Below are 20911 nucleotides of genomic sequence, written 5' to 3' on the forward strand. Positions count from 1 at the left end.
TACGGTCGCGTAGGTGGACACCGTCCCGTTCCCGCGTGCGCATTCTCCTGCGGCCTTCGTGCCGATAGCGAACGGCCCCCGGCGTTTTCTGCCGGGGGCCGTTCGGGGAAACGAGTCAGCCGCGAACTCTGGCCACCACCGCGTCCACCGCGGAGGTGGCGGGCAGTTCCTCGGTCTCGCCGGTGAAGCGGTCGCGCAGCTCGACCTTGCCCTCGGCCCAGCCGCGGCCGATCACCAGCACCAGCGGCATGCCGAGCAGCTCGGCGTCCTTGAACTTCACGCCCGGCGAGGCGGTGCGATCATCGAAGAGCACGTCCAAGCCCTGCGCGTGCAGGCCGGACACCACCTCTTCGGCGCCCGCGCGGGCCGCGTCGTCCTTGTTCGCGATGACGACGTGCACGTCGTAGGGCGCGACCGCCGCGGGCCAGCGCAGCCCCTTGTCGTCGTGCTGCTGCTCGGCGATCACCGCGACCATGCGGGAGACGCCGATGCCGTAGGACCCCATGGTCAGCCGCACCGGCTTGCCGTTCTCACCGAGGACGTCCACTTCGAACGCGTCGGTGTACTTGTTGCCGAGCTGGAAGATGTGGCCGATCTCGATACCGCGGGCCGCCACCAGGGTGCCGCGCCCGTCGGGCGAGGGGTCGCCGTCACGGACCTCGGCGGCCTCGATGGTGCCGTCCGGGACGAAGTCGCGGCCCGCGACCAGGCCGACGACGTGCCTGCCCGGCTCGTCGGCGCCGGTGATCCAGCTGGTGCCGGTACCGACGCGGGGATCGACCAGGTACCGAATGCCGTTGGCCTGCAACGCCTTCGGGCCGATGTAGCCCTTGACCAGGAACGGATTCTCGGCGAAGTCCGCTTCGGTGAGCAACTCGACCTCGGCCGGTTCGACCGAGGCGCCGAGGCGCTTGTCGTCGACCTCGCGGTCACCGGGGACGCCGATGCCGACGATCTCGGTCTTCCCGTCGGGGTGGCGCAGTTTGACCATCACGTTCTTCAAGGTGTCGGCCGCGGTGACGGGGCGACCGTAGCGCTCGGCGATGCCCGCGCCGTTGGCCCAGTCCACCAGCGTCGCGATGGTGGGAGTGTCCGGGGTGTCGTGCACGACCGCCTCGGGCTGTCCTTCGATGGGCAGCGGTTCGGGAGCGGGCGTGACCACCGCCTCCACGTTGGCCGCGTAGCCGGATTCCGGGCAGCGCACGTAGGTGTCCTCGCCGACCGGGCTGTCGGCCAGGAACTCCTCCGACGCGCTGCCGCCCATCGCGCCCGAGGTGGCGGCCACGATGACGTATTTGACCCGCAGCCGGTCGAAGATGCGCTGGTAGGCCTGGCGGTGCGCGTGATAGCTGGCCTTGAGGCCGTCCTCGTCCAGGTCGAAGGAGTAGGAGTCCTTCATCACGAACTCGCGCCCGCGCAGGATGCCCGCCCGCGGGCGCTCCTCGTCGCGATACTTGGTCTGGATCTGGTACAGCGTGACCGGCAGGTCCTTGTAGGAGCTGTACTCGCCCTTCACGGTGAGCGCGAAGAGCTCCTCGTGGGTGGGCCCGAGCAGGTAGTCCGCGCCCTTGCGGTCGCGCAGCCGGAACAGGCCGTCGCCGTATTCGGTCCACCGGTTGGTGGTCTCGTACGGTTCGCGTGGCAGCAGCGCGGGTAGCGAGATCTCCTGCCCGCCGATCGCGTCCATCTCCGCGCGCACCACGTCCTCGACCTTGCGCAGCACACGCAGGCCCAGCGGCAGCCACGAGTAGACACCCGGGGCGACGCGGCGCACGTAGCCGGCACGGACCAAGAGTTTGTGGCTGGGCACCTCCGCGTCGGCGGGATCGTCGCGGAGAGTGCGCAGGAACAGGCGGGAGAGGCGGGTGATCACGGAAGCACAGGGTAGTCGCTGGCCGGACGCCGGTCCCAGCGCATTACCGTATTCGTTCGTGCTGGTCCTGCTGCCTCCCTCCGAAACCAAGTCCGACGGCGGCGCCGGGGCGCCGCTCACCCTGGACTCGCTGGCGATGCCGCAGCTCACGGCGGTGCGCGCCCGGCTGATCGAGGAAGTGGTGCGCCTGGCGGCCGACCCGGAACGCTCCCGGCACGCGCTCGGCCTCGGCAAGGGGGCCGACGGCGAGATCGCCCGCAACGCCGCGCTGCGCACCTCGCCGACGCGGCCCGCGCTGGAGCGCTACACCGGCGTGCTCTACGACGCGCTCGACGCGCGCTCGTTTACCAAGGCGCAGCGGGCCAAGGCGGATGCCCGGCTCGGCATCGGCTCCGCGCTGTTCGGCGCGGTCCGCGCCGGTGACCCGATTCCCGCGTACCGTCTGTCCGGCGGCTCGAAACTACCCGGTCTGCCGACTCTTTCGGCCGTCTGGCGCGACGAGCTCGCGGCGGCGCTGCACGCCGAGGCGGCGGGCGAACTCGTCGTCGACCTGCGCTCGGGCACCTATCAGCAGTTGGGGCGGGTGCCCGGCGCGATCACCGCCAACGTCCTCACCGAGCATCCGGATGGGTCGCGCACGGTGGTGAGTCATTTCAACAAACACCACAAGGGTCTGCTGGCGCGTGCCCTCGTGCTCACCAGGGCCGAACCAGCCGACGTGCGGGGCGTCGCACGGGTGGCGGCCAAAGCGGGGTTGCGAGCCGAGATCGCCTCTGCCACCGAACTTCTGATCATCACCTGAGCGCGTCCGGCTGTTCCGTGGTGAGCGCGGCGAGTTCGGCCGCGAGGTTGGCTCGGGCCGCCTCCTCGTACCGGCGCCGTGCCGTGGGCGTCCGGAACAACCGCGGCTGCTCCAAGCAAACGTTCCTCCACCGTCATGGGCCCAGTCTCACGCGAACCGCGGTCGCGCGACAACGGCGTGGCGACCGGGATCACCCCTGACCCGGACTCGCCGTCAGATCACGGATCAACAGCGCGGTGTGCAGGGAGGTGCGGGACTCGCCGTCGTCGAGATCGACTTCGAGGATGCGCGCGATACGGGCGAGCCGTTCGTAGAGGGTGGGGCGGCTGATTCCGAGCCTGCGGGCGAGTTCGGTCTTGTTGCCCGCGAGATCGAGGAACTGCCGCAGCGTGCGGGTCAGATCCGCGTCGTGGCGGATGTCGTAGCGCAGCAGCGCGCTCAGCTCGGTCTCGGCGAAGCGCTGCACGCCCGGCTCCGCCCGGATCAGCGACAGCAGTCCGCGCAGCCGCACGTCGCCGCTGCGGTAGAACGGCCGAGACGCCGAAGTTCGCAGCGAGAGCGCGACTTCCGCGACGTGCGCGGCGTGCGGGAGGCCGTGGGCGGTGTCCAGCAGTGTTTCCGACATGGTGCCCGCGCCGATCACCACCCGGCGCACTCCGTCGACGCGCCGAACCTCGCCGAGCATCGCGGCGCACGCGGCGGCCAATGCCTCGTCCGGATCGCCGGCCCGGGGCAGCGCGACGATCAACGACACCCGGTCGCCCGGCTCGGTGGCGACCAGCGCGGTCACCTTGGCCAGCCCCAGCCCGTGCGTCACCGCGTCCACGATGCCCGCCGTGCGGCGCTGACCCGCCAGCGGATCGGACTCGGCCGCCGCGGCGACCTCGACGGCCAGCGGCACGTAGACGGCACGGCGAGCCAACCCGAGCGCGGCGACCCGCGGCGCTGGCCCAACGACCACGGCAACACCGGCGTGGTCCATTTCTTCGGACCGTTCTTGTACCGCAGCCAGTTCCACGCGACCACCGAGGCCGAGGAAGCCGAGCGCGCGCTCGCGCATCTCGAGCAGACCATCGCGTTCGAGGGGCCGGAGACGATCGCGGCGATCGTGCTCGAAACGGTCCCCGGCACCGCGGGCATCATGGTCCCGCCGCCGGGATACCTGGCCGGCGTGCGTGCCCTGTGCGACGCGTACGGGATCGTGTTCATCGCCGACGAGGTGATGTGCGGCTTCGGCCGGACCGGCAAATGGTTCGCCCTCGAGCATTTCGACGGCGTCGTGCCGGACCTGCTCACCTTCGCCAAGGGCGTGAACTCCGGATACGTGCCGCTGGGCGGGGTCGCGATCGGTCCGGCCATCGCCGCGACCTTCGCCGACCGGGCCTACCCCGGCGGGCTCACCTACTCGGGGCATCCGCTGGCCACGGCCGCGGCGGTGGCCACCATCACCGCGATGCGCGAGGAGCGGATCGTGGAGAACGCCGCCGACATCGGCGCCCGCGTGCTCGGACCGGGTCTGCGGGAACTCGCGCAACGCCATCCCAGCATCGGCGAAGTGCGCGGCCTGGGCGTGTTCTGGGCGGTCGAGCTGGTCCGCGACCGGGAAACCCGCGAGCCGCTGGCACCGTACGGCGGCTCGAGCCCGGCGATGACCGAACTGGTCGCGGCATGCCGGGCGGCCGGGTTGCTGCCGCTGGTGAACTTCAACCGGCTGCACGTCGTGCCGCCGTGCGTGCTCACCGAGACCGAGACGAAGGAGGGTCTGGCGATTCTGGACCACGCGTTGGCGGCGGCGGACCGGCACACCGTCTGAGTGACAGCGTCTTTCGCGGCCGACGGGAATGCGGGGCCGTCTGGCGCTGTTCGCTCAGAGCGTGACCACTACCGCTGAGTTCTCCGACGAACTGAAGAAGTACCTGGACGAAGAGAAGGTCTTCGCCACCGCGGCCACGATCGGCCCCAACGGGCAGCCGCACCTGACCGTGATCTGGCTGAAGCGCGACGGCAACGACCTGCTCTTCTCCACCACGACGGATCGCCAGCAGGGCAAGAACCTCGCGCGCGACCCGCGCATCACCGTGCTGATCAATCCGCCGGACAACCCGTACGTCTACGCGGAGATCCGGGGCAGCGCGACCCTCACGCCCGATCCGGAGAAGACGCTGCCCAACGAGCTGTCGGCGAAGTACACCGGACAGAAGTACGTGGACTTCAACCCCGCCTCCGTCAACGACGGCCCGCGCGTCATCGTGCGCGTGACACCCCGTCGAGTAGCGGGGAGGTTCTGAGTTCAGGCCTGCTGGGCTTCTTCTTGGGCGTGCTGGGCCATGGCCAGTTGCTGCGGGGTGAAGCGCAGGGTCAGGGCGACCAGCCCGGCCGCGAAGGCAGCGAAGGCGCAGACGAACAGCACCAGGGTGTAGCCGTTGCCGAGCGCGGCGATCTCCGCGGACGTCATCCCGGCCACCTTCTCGGTGCGGCCGCCGAGCGAGAGGGTGCGGGAGGCGGCGATCGGGGTGAGCAGGCCGATGGCCACGGGGGTGGCAAGGTTCATGAACATCTGCCCGACCGCGGCCAGCGGGCCGATATTGGCGGGCGGCACGCCGACCAGCACGCACAGCGGTGCGAGCACCATGGCGATGCCGACGCCGAAGCCGATCACCACCAGCAGCGGCAGCAGCGTGGCGAAGTACATGACCTCGCCGTCGAGGGTGGAGCCGAACAGCAGTCCGACACCGAGCACCACGGCCGCGCCCGCGAGCAGCCAGCGCGGCGCGATGTACAGCGCCGCCTTGGAGGCCACCGCGCCGCCGATGCCGATGCCGACGGTGAACGGAATCGCCGCGACGCCCGCCTTGAGCGGCCCGTACCCGATGACGTTCTGCATGAACTGGGCGACGAAGAAGGTCATCGCGCCCAGCACGCCGCCGGCCAGGAAGATCAGCAGGAAGGTGGCGACGCGGTCACGGCTGTCGAACAGCGACCACGGCAGCAGCGGGTCGTCCACCCGCCGTTCCAGCGCCACGAAGACGATCAGCAGCACGACGCCCGCGATCAGCGAACCGATGATCGCCGGGTGCCCCCACCCCATCTCCGGCCCCTCGGTCGCGCCGAAAACGATCGACGCGCAGGCGAAGGTGCCGAGCACCGCGCCGGGGATGTCGAGGGCCGAACGGTGATGTTCGGTGTCGGCGAGCTTGTAGGCCGCGCCGAGGATGATCAGCGCGCCGATCGGGACGTTGATCAGGAAGATCCACCGCCACGACAACTGGGTCAGCGCGCCGCCGACCACGAGGCCGCCGACGGAGCCGATGCCGACCATCGACCCGACGATCGCGATCGCCTGGTTGCGCGCCTTGCCCGGCGCGAAGGTCGTCGCCACGAGCGCGAACGCGGTCGGCGCCGCGACGGCCGCGCCCGCGCCCTGGAAGGCCCGCGCGGCGAGCAGCATCGCCTGGTTCTGCGCCAATCCGCACAACAGCGAGGCCAGCGTGAACACCGCGACACCGACCACGAGCATGCGCTTGCGGCCGAACGCGTCACCGAGCCTGCCGCCGAGCAGCATCAGACCCGCGAAGGTGAGCCCGTAGGAGGTCACCGTCCACGCGCTGCCCGCGCTGGACAACCCCATCTCCTCTTGCAGCCGCGGCAGCGCGAAGATCACGACCGTGCCGTCGAGCACGACCATGAGCTGCAATCCGCTCAGGACTAGGATCGCGAGCCCGAAGGCCCGCTGCGTCACTGGATACTGCATCGTCGCAGCGGGGTTCCGAAGCACAGTGAGTCACTGTAATTGATGCCGCTGCCGTATTTGTCCGCCCACCGGCCCGGCCGGGCGCACGACGGGGAGCGGACCCTGTCATCCGGGCGAGCCGAAAGGTCTCCCGCTCGTCCGCTCCATTGCCGGCCCTCGGTCGACCGGGCGACCTGCTGTGCGGCACGTCGCGGGGCGGATCGGGTGCCGGCCCGCGAGCGACGACGCGTGCACTCGGCGTGCGGCCACCGGCACGGGTGCCACCGCGACCGGGACGGGAGGCGGTCGATGCGGCCATGGTCTCGCGGAATCGGATCGCCGCACCGCCGCGGACGCTAGCCCGCCGCGGAGTCGGCGTGCGGAACGAGCGCGTCGGCGGAGAAACCGGCGGTCGGGCCGATCACCACGATCGCGGGTGGGCGGATGCCCTCGGCGCGCACCCGGGCGGCCACCGTGCCGAGATCGGCGCGCAGCACGCGCTGCGTGCGCAGCGTGCCCTCCTGGATGACGGTGGCGGGGGTACCCGCCGGACGACCGCCCTCCAGCAGCGCGGCGGCGAATTGTTCGATCCGCTCCACCGCCATCATCAGCACCAGGGTGCCGCGCAGCCGGGCCAGTGCGGGCCAGTCCACCAGCGAATCCGGGTGATCCGGCGCGACGTGCCCGCTCACCACCACGAACTCGTGGGTGACGCCGCGATGGGTCACCGGGATACCCGCGGCGGCGGGCACCGAGATGGGACTGGTGACGCCGGGCACCACCGTGACCGGGACCCCGGCGGCCACACAGGCCTCCAGCTCCTCGTACCCGCGCCCGAACACGTACGGGTCGCCGCCCTTGAGCCGCACCACGAACTTGCCCGCCTTCGCGCCTTCGATCAACGCGTTGTTGATCGCTTCCTGCGCCATCGCCCGCCCGTACGGGATCTTGGCGGCGTCGACCACCTCGACCTCGGGCCCGAGCTCGGCGAGCAGTTCCGGCGGCGCGAGCCGGTCGGCCACCACCAGATCCGCCCTGGCCAGCAGCCGCCGTCCGCGCACGGTGATCAGGTCGGGATCACCGGGCCCACCGCCCACCAGGGCGACACCGGGCGCGATCGGCGTCGAGTCGTCGCTCACGACACCGGATTGCAGGGCTTCCAGCAACGCGTTGCGCACGGCCGCCGAGCGCCGGTGCTGCCCGCTCGCGAGCACACCGAGGGTGAGCCCGTCGTAGCGCGCGGTGGCCGGGGTGACCGCCGTGCCCAGCCGTGCCGTGTCGGCCCGCACGCAGAAGACCCGCCGCCGGGTCGCCTCGGCCACCACCGCCGCGTTGGTCTCGGGTTCGTCGGTGCACGCGATCGCGTACCAGGCGCCGTCGAGGTCGCCGTCGGCGTAATCGCGCAGCGTGACGGTGATCTGCCCGGAGCTCGCCATTCCCTCGACCGCCGGCGTGACGGCACGACTCACGACGTGGACGTCCGCGCCGGAGGCGATCAACAGGCCCAGCCTGCGCTGCGCCACCGACCCACCGCCGACCACGACGACACGCCGTCCGTGCAGATCGAGCCCGACCAGGTAGTTCGGGTCGCCGGTGGGCTGCTCTTGCGTTGCGTCTGACGTGTTCGGCACAAGTTTCGAGCCTACGGCGTGACCGTCGGGCCCCGGCAATCGACCGGCACGCCCGCACGGACGACGCAACGACCGCGCGGCCGGGCAAACCTACTGTGACCAGCGGTAACAAGCGATTCGGCGGTCCGCGGCGGTAGGTTGCGGTGTAGTCGTCCAGCTCGGAAAGGCGGACCGATGAAGCAGCCGACACCGGCACGACTGCTCGACGTGGCCTACGACGAGGCGCTGCGCGGGCTCGCCGAGGGCGGGATCCCGATCGGCGCCGCCCTCTTCGACGCGGGCGGCACCCTGCTCGGGCGTGGCCGCAACCGCCGGGTGCAGTCCGGCGACCCCAGCATGCACGCCGAGACCGACGCCTTCCGCGCGGCGGGACGTCGCCGCGATTACCGCGACACCATCATGGTCACCACGCTTTCGCCGTGCTGGTATTGCAGCGGCCTGGTCCGTCAGTTCGGCATCGGCTCGGTGGTGGTCGGGGAGTCGCAGACCTTCTCCGGCGGGCACGAATGGCTCGCCGGGCACGGCGTCGCCGTCACCGTTCTGGAAGACCGGCGCTGCATCGACCTGATGACCCGCTTCATCGCCGAGCATCCCGCGCTGTGGCACGAGGACATCGGATTCGCCGACGATCTCGAGGCTTGACCCGAGCAGCGGGCGGCTCAGCGGAAATACGGATATTCCTGCACCCAATGAAAACCGCGGCTGCGCAATGGGAAGTCCTCGAGCGCGACCGGGGTCAGCGCCACCGAGACCGGCTGCCCGGCGAGCGTGCCCGTCAAGGTCAGCCGTTCGGGCGCGGGCCGGTCGAAGCCGAAACTGCCCAGCGGTTGCGGTCCCCCGCCGACGGCCGTCGGCGGCGCGGCCATGACAAGCGTGCGCGCGCCGGGATCGACCATGGCGAGCACGGGGACCAACTGACCGTCCATTCGTTGCACGGTCGCCCCGTCCCGGTCGAAAACGATTTTCTGCCAACGTAGTTGATCGGTACTCAACGGTGGAAGCGGGTTGCCGTCCACGCTGAAGTCGGTGACCGCCCAGATGCCGTACAGCGGAGGTTCCGGCCGCCCGGCTCCCTCTTCGTTCCACCTTTCCCAGCCGGTGTAGGCGTTCGAGAACACCAGCCACACCCCGAGCGCGATCTGCACCGCGGCCGCGATCCGACGGGCCCGGGGCGAGTGCAGCAACGGCGGTGTCGTCGACGGTCCGGTGGGCCGGTCCAGTACGAGCACGTTCGCCAGACGCCCGGCCTCCGGAACGAGCAGCACCAGGCACAGCAACATCAGGTGGAACGACAGGATTTTCGCGGGCACGTCGTAGGTCATGTCCAGCACGAACACCTGTGTCGTGCATACCAAGGCGAGCATGGCGCCCACCAGCGCGGTACGCGGTACGAACAGCAGCACACCGGCGAGCAGTTCTGCCGAGCCCAGCAGGATCTCGTACTGCGGCGACACCCCGATGTGATTCCAGAGCACCGCCATCGGACTGAAGTTCCCGTAGGGCTCGAGCAATCGGCTCAGCGGTGTGGGCGGCATCTGGGTCGGGACGGCCTTCGCCATTCCGTAGGAGACCAGCTGCCCCGCCAGGCACAAACGCACGAACAGCAGGAACCACGGTTGCACGGCGCGGTAATGCGGCCGCTGCCGATCCAGCACGCTCCAGAGCAGGGTTCCGAACACCGCGGCCACCAGGACGACGAACACCAGCACCCAGAAGTACGCCTGGTCACCGCTGATCGAAGCGGTGTTCGCCGCGACGGACGCGCCGAACACGCGCGTCCCGACCCCCTCCACCACCGGACGCAGCGCGCGGGCCGCGCCGTAGTTCACCCAGTCCGGCAGCCATTCGCGCGTCAGTCCGAGGAACTCCGGGACGATCGACGGATACACCAGGCAGAACAGTCCGAAGTACAGGAAGCCGAAACGGAACGCCATCCGGGTCGCCCCGCTCCACGGCCGGACCCCGGCGTCCTCCGCGCTAGCGGCGGCGTCGGTCCGATCCAAGATCGCTTCGGTCACGACGGCCCTCCAGTCCGAGTCGATGCAGACCGAAGGTATCGAAAAGAGCCGTGGCCGTAGGGGATTTCAGCGGAAGTACGGGTATTCCTGAACAAAGTGGAATCCCCGGCCGCGCAGCGGGAAGGAATTCAGGTCCATCCGGTCCATCGACAAGGTCACCGGCGTTCCGTTCAGCTCACCTGTCAACGACAGCGTGTCCGTACCGGGTCGGGTGAAGGTGAAGGCGCCGAGGCGGGCGGGCGGAGCGCCTGCCGACGCGGAAGCCTCCGACACAACAATGGTGTGCGCGGCCTCGTCGACCACCGCCACGACGGGCACGAACGAGTCGTCCATCTTCTGCACGGTCGTGCCATGGCGGTCGAAGACGAGCCGCCGCCAGCGGCCCTCGTCGGTGAGCAGCGGCGGCGCCGGATGCCCGTCCCTGGTGAACTCGCCGACGGTCCAGATGCCGTAGAGCGCAGGCTTCGGCGCGCCGTCACCCGACTCGCGCCAGGTGTGCCAGCCGATGTACACACCGCCGATCAGCACCCACAGGCCCAGAGCCACTTGCGCCACCGCAGCGATCCGATTCGCGCGGCGGGAACCGAACAGCGGCGGCTGCGCGGCCGGTTCGGACGGGCGTTCCAGCACGAGCAGGTTCGCCAACCGCCCGGCCTGCGGCGCCAGCACCACCAGCGAGAGCAACAGCAAGTGGAACGAGAGGATCTTCACCGGCACGTCGTAGGTCATGTTCAGCACGAAGACCTGCGCCATGCTCACCAGACTGAGCAACGCGCCCGCCGTCGCGGTGCGCGGGAGGAACAGCAGCAGGCCACCGAGCACCTCGGCCGTACCGAGCAGGATTTCGTACATGGGCGCGGCGCCGACCTGGTTCCAGAGCACCGACGCCGGGCTCATCGTCCCGTACGGTTGCAGCAGCGCGGTCAGCGAAGGCGCGGGCATCTGCGACGGAATCGCCTTGGCCAGACCGTAGAAGAGCATTTGGCCGCCCAGGCACAGCCGGATGAATACCAGGAACCAGTTGCGCAGTGCCGTGTAGTCCCGGCGGCGGCGATCGAGGATCGACCAGACGATCGTGATCAGCGCCGCGGCGACGAGTTCGCAGAAGATCAGCAGCCAGATCGCGGCCTGGTCGCCGCTGCCCGAATTCTCGTGCAAGACGGCTTCGACCCCGAAGACATGCTCGCCGACCCACCCGACCAGCGGGCTCGTCGTGCGCATCTGCCACAGGATCGCGCTCTCGGGCAGCCACTTGCTCAGTATCCCGGTGAAGACGAAGAGGATCTGGGCGAACAGCAGGCAGAACAGACCGAAGTAGGCGAAGACGAAGCGGAACGCGATCCGGGCCGGCAGGCTCCACGGCCGCCGCTCGCCACCGGTTCGCGCCTCGCCGCTCGTCAGGACTTCCATTTCGACGGTACGCACACCGCTCCCCTCGCAGGCCGACAGATTGGCCAGCCGAAAGTATCCGACCAGGTCATGGGATGACCTCCGGGAAAACCCTGGATTTCCGGGTACTTCTTTCGGCCTACGTGCCCGCCGCACCGAGCGGCGCCGGGATTCGTTCCCGGTTCCGGCCCGTCAATAACTAGAACGCGTTACAGTCGCGTATCCCGGCGCACCGCCAGCGGTGCACCCGGGCCGCACGTGTCAGGAGGACAATGATGACCGACGATCCGGACCCGGCACAGCGACAGCAGCTGACCGTCAGCGAACGCGACCTGGACACGCTCGCCGGGAACCTGGCGCGCTGGCTGAACACGAAGGTCGCCGCGGACGAGTTGCCGCGCATCTCGGATCTGTCGCGTCCGCAGTCCGGCGGCATGTCCAGCACCTCGATTCTGTTCGACGCCGAATGGACCGTCGGGGGTCGGGCGGAGCGCGGGTCGTTCGTGGCGCGGATGGCGCCCGAGGCCGGATCGTTCCCGGTCTTCGAGACCTACGACCTGGCCACCCAGTACCAGGTGATGGCCGGCGTCGCCGCGGCCACCGACGTGCCGGTGCCGGGCCTGTGCTGGCTGGAGAACGACGAAACGCCGCTCGGCGCACCGTTCTTCGTCATGCGCCGGGTGGACGGACGGGTGCCGACGGACAACCCGCCGTACGTGTTCATCGGCTGGCTGTTCGATGCCGATCCCGCCGACCGCCTTCGGCTCACCCACAACACCGTCGAGGTGATCGCGAAGATCCACGGCATCCCCGACCCGGCGGCGCACTTCCCGATGCTGAGCGGGCCGGGTGACTCGCTGCGCAGGCACGTCGCCGCGCAGCGCTCCTGGTACCGGTGGGCGCTCGCGGACGACGGCTACGAGATCCCACTCATCGAGCGAAGTTTCACCTGGCTGGAGGAGCACTGGCCCGCCGACCCCGGTCCGGATGTGCTCACTTGGGGCGACGCCCGCCCGGGCAACATCATCTACCGCGAATTCGACCCGGTGGCGGTGCTGGACTGGGAGATGGCCGCCCTCGGGCCGCGGGAACTCGACCTGGGCTGGGTGATCTTCATCCACCGGTTCTTCCAGGATCTGGCCACCCGCTTCGGGCAGCCGGGGCTCCCCGATTTCCTCCGCCGCGACGACGTGGTGTCGAAATACGAGGAGCTGACCGGTCACACGGTGCGCGATCTCGATTTCTACCTCGTGTACGCCGCGCTGCGGCACGCGATCGTGATGGCGCGGGTGAAACGCAGGATGATCCACTTCGGCGAGGACACCGACACGCCGGACCGCGACGACTACGTCATGCACCGGGCAAGCCTGGAAGCGCTGCTCGACGGAACCTACGAATGGGACTGATCATGCCTGTGCCCTTGGACGAGTACCCGATCCACCAGACCCCGCTGTCGCTGGCCCGGGTGGCCAGTAGCGATCGGAACTTCTACGACCGCAGCTACTTCAACGCGCACGACCGCGACGGCGGCACGTTCCTGATCACCGGTCTCGGCGTGTACCCCAACCTCGGGGTGACCGACGCCTACGCCGCCGTCCGGCGCGGCGACACGGTGCGCGCGGTGCGCTTCTCCGACGCGCTCGGCGACCGGAGCCTCGACCAGCGCGTCGGCGGCTACCGCGTCGAAGTGATCGAACCGCTGCGGCGCATCCGGGTGGTCTGCGAGCACGACGATCTCGGCTTCGACCTGACCTGGACCGGGGCCTTCCCCGCCGTGCAGGAACAACCGCACCTGATCCTCGCGGGCAACCGGCCGATCATCGACGCGTCCCGATTCGCGCAGGTCGGCTCGTGGGCGGGAACGCTGCACGTGGACGGCGACGACATCACGGTCGACCCGGCGGTGTGGACCGGGACCAGGGATCGTTCGTGGGGCATCCGCCCGGTCGGCGAGACCGAGCCGCCCGGACGCGCGGCCGCCGAGCCCTCGGGCGGATTCTGGTGGCTCTACGTGCCGCTGCGGTTCGACGACTTCGCCGTCGTGGTCATCGTGCAGGAGGAGCCGGACGGCAGGCGCACCCTCAACGACGCGACCCGGATCTGGCCGGACGGACGCACCGAACAGCTCGGCTGGCCCCGCATCGCCATCGACTATCGTTCCGGCACAAGGTTTCCCGTCGGGGCGCGACTGGAGCTGACCACGCCGGACGGCAAACCCCTCGAGATCGAGATCACGCCGGGCACGGGCGTTCCCTTGCACGTCGGGTGCGGCTACGGCGGCGATCCCGACTGGCAGCACGGCCAGTGGAAAGGCCGCGACTGGTCCTCCTCCAGCCGCAACGACCTCACCGACCCTGGGATCGCCGCCCGCATCCCCTACGGCGTCACCGACCACGTGGCCCGCGCCCGCTGCGGCGACGCCGAAGGCTGGGGCCTGTTCGAGCACGCCAGCATCGGCCGCCACGACCCCACGGGCTTCGCCGACTGGGGCTCGGTCGCACCCTGAAACAGGGGCCGCAGGGTCGAACGGCTCTACCGCTCGTACAGCGCTGCAGCGAGCACCACGCCGTGCACGACGCATTTGGACAGCACCAGCGGCCCGCCTTCGGCGGCGAGCAGCGCCGCGGCCTCCGCGACGCTTGCCGTGCCGATGGCGGCACGCGTCCGGTCTCCCGGGTTCGGGACGGTGACCGCCGCCAGTTCGTCGGCGGAGTAGGACCGTAGCGGCACCCGGAGGTCAGCGGCGACCGCGCGCAGTCCGGGTTCGGCGGAGCGCCGCGTGATGGTGGCGAGGCACACGATCCGATGGTCGCCTACGCCCTCGTGCAGGGCAGCGCGAATCGTGCGGGCCGAAGTGCGCGGTCGCAGGCCGATGCCGACGACGATCTCAGCGGACGGCACGGGAACTCGCGAAACGCACTGTCTCCGTCACGAATCGACGCACCGCCTGGGGATTCCCCGCCGGATGTGTGTGCAGGTACGAGGCATGCACGTTGCCGCTGAGGGCCCCTTCCTGGACGCGCTCTCCCGCGCTTCCGCGCCATCCCCACGCCGGATTCCGTGGCGGCGCGGACACCAGGCGCGTGCGGTGGAATTCGTGCCCACGGACCCGTTCCCCGGCCCGCCACAACGGCGAGTCGGCGAGCGCGACGGCGTCTCGGTAACCGAGCGTCAGGCGCGGCCCGAACGCGGCGTCGGCCTCCACCACCCCGGCCATCGGGTGCCCGTCCAGCGAGCGGGTCAGATACAGCAGCCCGGCGCATTCGGCATGGACCGGCATCCCGTGGCGGGCGGCTTCGGCCACCGCCCGCAACAGGCCGGCATTGGCGGCCAGCTCCGCGGCGTGTTCCTCGGGGAAGCCACCTGGCAGCACCATTCCCGCTGTCCGGGCGGGCAATTCGTCGTGCAGCGGATCGAAGACGACCACCTGCGCCCCCGCGGCCGTCAGCAACTCGCGGTGCTCGGCATAGCCGAACGTGAACGCCGGGCCACCCGCCACGGCGATCAGCGGACCCTCCCGATCGGCGGGTCCGCCGATGACGATCGCGCCGTCCGTGCTTTCGTCGGCTCGCGGCATACCACCAGGCTCCGTGGAGACGCGCGAGTCCCGATCACCGCCGACAACTGTCGACGCCGCCATGTCACCGGCTTCACCGAGCGACGCCGTGGAGTCCGCTACTCCTTCGAGCCCACGCACGGCCGCGGCGGGATCCCACGCGGGTCCCGCCACCGACGAGCGAGCGAGTGCGGCGACGGCGTGCAGGTCCACATGCGCGGCGACGAGGTCCGTCATCGCCGCCACCGCCGCTGTCGCGGCCGAACCGTGTTCCACGGCCGGGATCAAGCCGAGATGCCGGGAAGGCACCTCGAGTTCGGCCAGGCGCGGCAACGACCCGAGCACCGGCAGCCCGACGCGATCGCAGGCGGCGCGCAGCACTTGCTCGTGCCGTTCACTGCCGACCCGATTCAGGATCACACCGCCGAGCCGGACGCCGCTGTCGAAGGTCGCGAATCCGTGCAGCAGCGCCGCCAGGCTCTGGCTGTGCCCGCGCGCGTCCACCACCAGCACCACAGGCGCCCCGAGCAGCGCCGCGACCTGCGCCGTCGAACCCTCCGCCACCGCGCCGGAATAGTGTTCATCGATCCGCCCGTCGAACAGCCCCATCACGCCCTCGACCACGGCGAGATCGCACCCCCGTGCGCCGTGCCGGTACAACGGCACAACTCGCTCCTCCCCCACCAGCACCGGATCCAGGTTCCTCCCCGGCCGCCCCGCCGCCAACCCGTGATATCCCGGATCGATGTAATCCGGCCCCACCTTGAACGGCGCCACCCGATGCCCCACCCGCCGCAACGCCCCCACCAACCCGGTCGCCACCGTCGTCTTCCCGCTCCCCGACGCAGGCGCCGCCACCACAACGGCTCTCATCCCCGCCTCCGCTTCGCGAGTGGCACACCCTCGTGCGGCCCTCTCGCGATTCGCCGCAGCCATGTGCCACTCGCGGAGATCACCATTCGATGCCTCGTTGGCCTTTGCGGCCCGCGTCCATGGGGTGTTTGAGTTTGGTCATTTCGGTGACCAGGTCGGCGGCTTCGATGAGGGGTTGGGGGGCGTCGCGGCCGGTGATGACGACGTGTTGGTTTCCGGGGCGGGTGCGGAGGGTTTCGACTACTTCGGCGGTGTCCACCCAGCCCCATTTGAGGGGGTAGGTGAATTCGTCGAGGACGTAGAAGCGGTGTTGTTCATTCTTCAGGCGGCGGGCGATCTCCTGCCAGCCCGCCAGCGCGGCCGCGGCGTGGTCGTCTTCGGTGCCCTGCTTGCGGGTCCAGGACCAGCCCTCGCCCATCTTGTGCCATTCGACCGGCCCGCCCGCGCCGGTCTGCTCGTGCAGTGTGCCGAGAGCGCGGAAGGCGGCTTCCTCCCCGACCTTCCATTTGGCGCTCTTCACGAATTGGAACACCGCGACGTCGAAACCTTGGTTCCAGGCCCGCAGCGCCATCCCGAACGCGGCCGTCGACTTGCCCTTGCCCGGCCCCGTGTGCACGGCGAGCACCGGCTGGTTGCGCCGCTGCCGCGTGGTCAGTCCGTCGTCGGGAACGGTCTCGGGAACACCCTTGGGCATCGAATCTCCTTGCTCTCGACCTACAGCGTGTCCAGGTCGGAAGCCACGACCTCACACAACCGGCCCGGACCGAACGGGCGCGTGCCCGCTCGACCGATCGCGCCGCCCACCAGGCGAGTGCCGCCGAGCGGCACGCAGCGGACACGCCGATCGAAAGTCGTGGTCACGCCGCTCGAACCGCACCACTCGGGCGTGCGGAACTCGACCGCACGACATCGGCGACCGAATCGCCGGTCAGCTCGGCCAACCGCAGATATCCGCCGCGCAGGTCGCGAGCCAGATCCGCGGCGAGACCGAGGCGGATCATGCCGCGTTCGCAGTCGACCACGATCGAGGTGACCGCGTCCCTGGCGAGCAAGCGGGCCGCGGCGCGGGCACGGGGAACCGGGTCCGCGCCTCCGGTGGCGCGACCATCGGTGAGCAGCACCAGCATGGGCCTGCGGCGCGGATCCCGCACCCGCTCGCGCAGCACGATCTCGCGCGCCTTCAGCAGGCCCGCGGCCAACGGCGTCTTCCCGCCCGTGCGCATCCCGGACAACCGGCGCACCGCGATGTCGACCGACGAGGTGGGCGGCAGCACGAGTTCGGCCTCGGCACCCCGCACGGTGACGACGGCGACCTTGTCGCGGCGCTGGTAGGCATCGCGCAGCAGCGTGACGACCGCGCCGGTGACCGCGGACAACCGGTCGCGGGCGGCCATCGAGCCGGAGGCGTCGACGACGAACACGACCAGATTCCCTTCGCGGCCTTCCCGATACGCACCACGGAGGTCCTCGGCGGCCAGCCGCAACGGCCCGGCGGCCCGCCCGCGCGCATGCTGATGCGGCGCGGCCGCGAACACGGTGCCGAGCAGGTGCAGCCCCGAGGAGGTGTCGGTGCTGGAACGCACCGCTCGCCCGTGCCGGGATTCCGCGCGTGAGCGGCGCCCCGGAGCGCCCTCGCCGACACCGGGCACCTCCCAGCGCGGTGTCCGCGCACCAGCGGAAACCGGTGTGCCGGTACGACCTTCACCCGAGCGCCCGCCACCCGGACCGTCCGGCGGCGACGGGTCTTCATGGCCTCCGCCCGGACCTTCCGGCGGTAGGGGGTCGTCCGGGTCGTCCCCGGGACGAGCCCGTCTTTCGTCGTCCGTCACCGCACCGTCGGCCTCCCCGGCGTCCTGCTGCGCGGACGACGGCTGTTCGCGTTGCGCCTCCGCGGCGGCGTCGCGCATGGCGTCGTCGAGCTGTTGCTCGCTGATGCCGGGCTCGTCGAACGGATCGCGCCTGCGCCGGTGCGGCAACGCCAGTTCGGCGGCCACCCGCACGTCGTGCTCGGTCACCGCGTCGCCGCCGCGCCATGCGGCGTGCGCTGTCGCCGTACGCGCGACGACCAGGTCGGCGCGCATGCCGTCGACGTCGAACGCGGCGCACAGCGCGGCGATCCGGCGCAGCTCCACATCGTCGAGCGCCACCTGTCCCAGTCGGTCGCGAGCGGCGAGAATCCGTTCGGCCACTTCCTGGTCGGCCTCGGCGTACCCGGCGGCGAATCGGGCCGGGTCGGCCTCGTAGTCCAGCCTGCGGCGCACCACCGCCATGCGCACGTCCACGTCCCGGGAGGCGGCCACGTCCACGGTCAGGCCGAATCGGTCCAGCAGCTGTGGACGCAGCTCGCCCTCTTCTGGATTCATGGTGCCGACCAGAACGAATCGCGCCGGGTGCGAATGCGACACACCGTCGCGCTCGATGTGCACCCGGCCCATCGCCGCGGCGTCCAGCAGCACGTCCACCAGATGGTCGTGCAGCAGATTGACCTCGTCGACGTACAGCACACCGTGATGGGCGGCGGCCAGCAGGCCGGGACGGAACGCCTGCTCCCCGTCGCGCAGCACCCGCTCCAAGTCCAGCGAGCCGACCACGCGGTCCTCGGTCGCGCCCACCGGCAACTCCACCAAGCGCGCGGGCCGCGCGCCGGTCTCGTCCACCACCGGGGGCAGCAACTGCGCCAGCGCGCGCACCACGGTCGATTTCGCGGTGCCCTTCTCGCCGCGCACCAGCACCCCGCCGATACCGGGATGCACCGCGCAGAGAATCAGCGCCAGTTGCAGCCGTTCCTGCCCGACCACCGCCGAGAAGGGAAATCCCGCCTCACCGTCCGAGGTGGAAAGTGTTCGGCCGCGCTGATCGGACGTAGGCACTGTTTCGGCATGGGACAGGGACACGCCCCAACTCTAAGGGCGCGCCCGCGCCCATCCGACAGTGCCCTTCGATTCAGAACCGATGCGGGCGGGCCGCGAAAGCGCCGCACCCGCCCCGGAGACTTCCGGAGCGGGTGCGAATGGCGGATGGGTTGGCTACTCGCCTCCCCTGCGCATCGGCACGTGCGCGATGCCGTCTTCCTCGAACTCCGGGCCGTCGACCTTGAAGCCGTGCTTGGTGTACAGGTCGATCAGGTAGCTCTGCGCGCTCAGGCGCACCGTCGCCGAGCCCACCTCGGCCAGCGCCGCCTGCAGCAGTCGCGTGGTGTACCCGTGTCCGCGAGCGGGAGCCGCGGTGCAGAGCCTGCCGATGCGGAAGCTCTTCACCCCGTCGCGGTGCTCTTCGCACAACCGCAGCGTGGCGATGACCTCGCCCTCGTCATCGAGCCAGAAGTGCCGGGTCTCGGGAAGCAGGTCCTTCCCGTCCAGTTCGGGGTACGCGCACTTCTGTTCGACGACGAAGACTTCGACGCGAAGTTTCAACAGCTGGTAGAGCGTCGCGGTATCGAGATCCTGCGCCCAGGAGCGTTTGAGAGCAACCGTTGACATCATCGCGCCTTGCTATCACAACCTAGGCGTTCGCCGCGACCCCTGCACGTCTCGGCGTGTTGTCGCCGCCGTCGACGAGGTTGAGCGCCTTGGAGGTCCAATCCCACACTTCGTGGAACAGCGCCGGGTCCTCCGAGAGCTTGACGCCCAGCGAGGGCACCATCTCCTTCAGCTTCGGCGTCCATTCGGCGTACTCCTGCGGGAAGCACCGCTGCAGCACGTCCAGCATGGCGGTCACGCAGGTGGAGGCGCCCGGGGACGCGCCGAGCAGACCGGCGATGGTGCCGTCCTGGGCGGCGATCACGGCGGTGCCGAACTCGAGCACGCCACCCGCGCCCTTGCGCCGGATCACCTGCACGCGCTGGCCCGCGGTGATCAGCTCCCAGTCCCTGGCCTCGGCGCGCGGGATGAACTCCGACAGCGTGATCACCTTGCCCGCCTCCGACTTCAGCAGCTCGCTGACCAGGTACTTGGTCAGGCCGAGTTCGGTGACGCCGACGCCGAGCAGCGAGAAGATGTTGTTCGGCCGCACCGACTTGAACAGGTCGGTGTTCTTGCCGTCCTTGAGGAACTTCGGCGTCCAGCCCGCGTACGGGCCGAACAGCAGGCCCGGCTTGCCCTTGATGACGCGAGTGTCCAGATGCGGCACCGACATCGGCGGAGCGCCGACCGCGGCCTTGCCGTACACCTTGGCCTCGTGCTGGTTGATCAGCGCCGGGTTCACGCAGCGGAAGAACTGACCGCTCACCGGGAACCCGCCGAAGCCCTTGGCTTCCTTGATATTCGCCTTCTGCAGCAGCGGCAGCGCGCCGCCGCCCGCGCCGACGAAGACGAATTTGCTGATCAGCGTGCGACTTTCGCGGGTGCGTACGTTGCGGACCGTGACCAGCCAGGATCCGTCGGACTGCTTGGACAGGTCACGCACCTCGTGCCCGAAGGCCAGGTCGGCGCCGGAGGCGCCGAGGTAGGCGAGCAGTTCCTGGGTGAGCGAGCCGAAGTCGATGTCGGTGCCGCCGTCGGTCCAGTTCAACGCGATCGGATCGGAGAAGTCGCGCCCCCGGGCCATCAGCGGCAGGCGGCGGGAGAACTCGTCGGGGCTGTCGATGTACTCCATGCCCTCGAACAGCGGGTGCGGCGCCAGCGCCTCGTACCGCTTGCGCAGGTACTGCACGTTGTCGGCGCCGTGCACGAAGCTGACGTGCGGGATGGGGTTGATGAAGGCGGACGGATCGCGCAGGATGCCGTTCTCCACGCCGTAGGACCAGAACTGGCGGGAGACCTGGAAGCGCTCGTTGATGTCGACGGCCTTGGTGATGTCCACCGAGCCGTCGGGCGCCTGCGGGCTGTAGTTCAGCTCGCACAGCGCCGAGTGTCCGGTGCCCGCGTTGTTCCACGGATCGCTGCTCTCCGCGGCGGCGGCGTCGAGCCGCTCGAACAGGGAGATCGACCAGTCCGGCTGCAGCTGCCGCAGCAGCGCGCCGAGGGTGGCACTCATGATGCCGGCACCGATGAGTACTACATCGGTCTTTTCAGTCATGGCAGCGTTCGGCACGGGTAGAT

The 20911-nt window shown here is 70.1% G+C and carries 19 protein-coding genes and 1 pseudogene; 6 read left to right on the forward strand and 14 right to left on the reverse strand.

Features of this window, described 5'->3' with window-relative positions:
• Positions 1-115: 115 nt before the first annotated feature.
• Entirely contained in the window at positions 116-1873 is a 1758-nt protein-coding gene (locus ACIA5H_RS15215) for a proline--tRNA ligase (protein ID WP_397076565.1), read from the reverse strand.
• A 58-nt stretch (positions 1874-1931) separates the two neighbouring features.
• On the opposite strand from ACIA5H_RS15215, the gene yaaA reads away from it, so the two are divergent.
• Positions 1932-2675 (forward strand): peroxide stress protein YaaA, encoded by a 744-nt coding sequence (gene yaaA / locus ACIA5H_RS15220; protein ID WP_356961402.1) that lies wholly within the window; start codon positions 1932-1934, stop codon positions 2673-2675.
• Here yaaA and ACIA5H_RS15225 read toward each other — a convergent pair.
• Positions 2668-2790, reverse strand: coding sequence for a hypothetical protein (locus tag ACIA5H_RS15225; RefSeq protein ID WP_397076566.1), 123 nt, complete (start codon positions 2788-2790; stop codon positions 2668-2670). The two genes, yaaA and ACIA5H_RS15225, sit on opposite strands and share 8 nt — an antisense overlap.
• A gap of 75 nt (positions 2791-2865) precedes the next feature.
• Positions 2866-3657: a PucR family transcriptional regulator gene (locus ACIA5H_RS15230; RefSeq protein WP_397076567.1), complete on the reverse strand. Its 792-nt coding sequence runs from the start codon at positions 3655-3657 to the stop codon at positions 2866-2868.
• Between ACIA5H_RS15230 and ACIA5H_RS15235 the strand changes: the two are divergent.
• Positions 3607-4488, forward strand: a pseudogene (locus ACIA5H_RS15235) (aminotransferase class III-fold pyridoxal phosphate-dependent enzyme); the annotation flags it as partial. The gene ACIA5H_RS15230 and the pseudogene ACIA5H_RS15235 sit on opposite strands and share 51 nt — an antisense overlap.
• Positions 4489-4549: 61 nt before the next feature.
• Complete coding sequence (locus ACIA5H_RS15240) at positions 4550-4963, forward strand: PPOX class F420-dependent oxidoreductase (RefSeq protein ID WP_355070067.1); 414 nt, start codon at positions 4550-4552, stop codon at positions 4961-4963.
• Between the two features lie 2 nt (positions 4964-4965).
• Here ACIA5H_RS15240 and ACIA5H_RS15245 read toward each other — a convergent pair whose 3' ends face one another.
• Positions 4966-6426 carry an MFS transporter gene (locus ACIA5H_RS15245; protein WP_355070065.1) on the reverse strand — a complete coding sequence of 487 codons (1461 nt, stop codon included), beginning with the start codon at positions 6424-6426 and terminating at the stop codon, positions 4966-4968.
• Positions 6427-6761: 335 nt separating this feature from the next.
• The gene (cobA, locus tag ACIA5H_RS15250) at positions 6762-8036 is read right to left on the reverse strand and encodes a uroporphyrinogen-III C-methyltransferase (protein WP_355070063.1); all 1275 of its coding nucleotides are present in this window, start codon (positions 8034-8036) and stop codon (positions 6762-6764) included.
• Positions 8037-8234: 198 nt separating this feature from the next.
• Here cobA and ACIA5H_RS15255 point away from each other — a divergent pair, with 198 nt between their 5' ends.
• Positions 8235-8678 (forward strand): nucleoside deaminase, encoded by a 444-nt coding sequence (locus ACIA5H_RS15255; protein ID WP_355070998.1) that lies wholly within the window; start codon positions 8235-8237, stop codon positions 8676-8678.
• A 17-nt stretch (positions 8679-8695) separates the two neighbouring features.
• On the opposite strand, the gene ACIA5H_RS15260 is transcribed toward ACIA5H_RS15255, so the two are convergent.
• Positions 8696-10054: a DoxX family protein gene (locus ACIA5H_RS15260; RefSeq protein WP_397076568.1), complete on the reverse strand. Its 1359-nt coding sequence runs from the start codon at positions 10052-10054 to the stop codon at positions 8696-8698.
• Positions 10055-10120: 66 nt separating this feature from the next.
• Entirely contained in the window at positions 10121-11479 is a 1359-nt protein-coding gene (locus tag ACIA5H_RS15265; protein ID WP_379251396.1) for a DoxX family protein, read from the reverse strand.
• A gap of 239 nt (positions 11480-11718) precedes the next feature.
• Between ACIA5H_RS15265 and ACIA5H_RS15270 the strand changes: the two genes are divergently transcribed.
• Together ACIA5H_RS15270 and ACIA5H_RS15275 are read left to right on the forward strand one after the other, a co-directional pair.
• Complete coding sequence (locus tag ACIA5H_RS15270; protein WP_379251398.1) at positions 11719-12849, forward strand: phosphotransferase family protein; 1131 nt, start codon at positions 11719-11721, stop codon at positions 12847-12849.
• A 2-nt stretch (positions 12850-12851) separates the two neighbouring features.
• Complete coding sequence (locus ACIA5H_RS15275; protein WP_397076569.1) at positions 12852-13949, forward strand: hypothetical protein; 1098 nt, start codon at positions 12852-12854, stop codon at positions 13947-13949.
• A gap of 26 nt (positions 13950-13975) precedes the next feature.
• Here ACIA5H_RS15275 and ACIA5H_RS15280 read toward each other — a convergent pair whose 3' ends face one another.
• The 7 genes from ACIA5H_RS15280 to mqo all read right to left on the reverse strand — a co-directional run bounded on the left by ACIA5H_RS15280 (position 13976) and on the right by mqo (position 20888).
• The gene (locus ACIA5H_RS15280; protein ID WP_379251402.1) at positions 13976-14344 is read right to left on the reverse strand and encodes a cobalamin biosynthesis protein; all 369 of its coding nucleotides are present in this window, start codon (positions 14342-14344) and stop codon (positions 13976-13978) included.
• Positions 14331-15872, reverse strand: a complete 1542-nt coding sequence (locus ACIA5H_RS15285; protein ID WP_379251404.1) for a cobyrinate a,c-diamide synthase — start codon at positions 15870-15872, stop codon at positions 14331-14333. Before ACIA5H_RS15285 ends, ACIA5H_RS15280 begins: the two co-directional genes overlap by 14 nt.
• A gap of 79 nt (positions 15873-15951) precedes the next feature.
• Positions 15952-16566 carry a cob(I)yrinic acid a,c-diamide adenosyltransferase gene (cobO, locus tag ACIA5H_RS15290; RefSeq protein WP_379251406.1) on the reverse strand — a complete coding sequence of 205 codons (615 nt, stop codon included), beginning with the start codon at positions 16564-16566 and terminating at the stop codon, positions 15952-15954.
• Between the two features lie 20 nt (positions 16567-16586).
• A complete protein-coding gene (locus ACIA5H_RS15295) occupies positions 16587-16733 on the reverse strand; it encodes a hypothetical protein (RefSeq protein WP_379251408.1) in 147 nt (48 codons plus the stop codon).
• Positions 16730-18742 carry a VWA domain-containing protein gene (locus tag ACIA5H_RS15300; RefSeq protein WP_397076693.1) on the reverse strand — a complete coding sequence of 671 codons (2013 nt, stop codon included), beginning with the start codon at positions 18740-18742 and terminating at the stop codon, positions 16730-16732. Before ACIA5H_RS15300 ends, ACIA5H_RS15295 begins: the two co-directional genes overlap by 4 nt.
• A 156-nt stretch (positions 18743-18898) precedes the next feature.
• Positions 18899-19354: a GNAT family N-acetyltransferase gene (locus tag ACIA5H_RS15305; protein ID WP_379251410.1), complete on the reverse strand. Its 456-nt coding sequence runs from the start codon at positions 19352-19354 to the stop codon at positions 18899-18901.
• Between the two features lie 19 nt (positions 19355-19373).
• Positions 19374-20888, reverse strand: coding sequence for a malate dehydrogenase (quinone) (gene mqo, locus ACIA5H_RS15310; RefSeq protein WP_355070043.1), 1515 nt, complete (start codon positions 20886-20888; stop codon positions 19374-19376).
• Between the last annotated feature and the right edge of the window lie 23 nt (positions 20889-20911).

The sequence above is a fragment of the Nocardia sp. NPDC051900 genome (assembly GCF_044452545.1).
Classification (GTDB): domain Bacteria; phylum Actinomycetota; class Actinomycetes; order Mycobacteriales; family Mycobacteriaceae; genus Nocardia; species Nocardia sichangensis.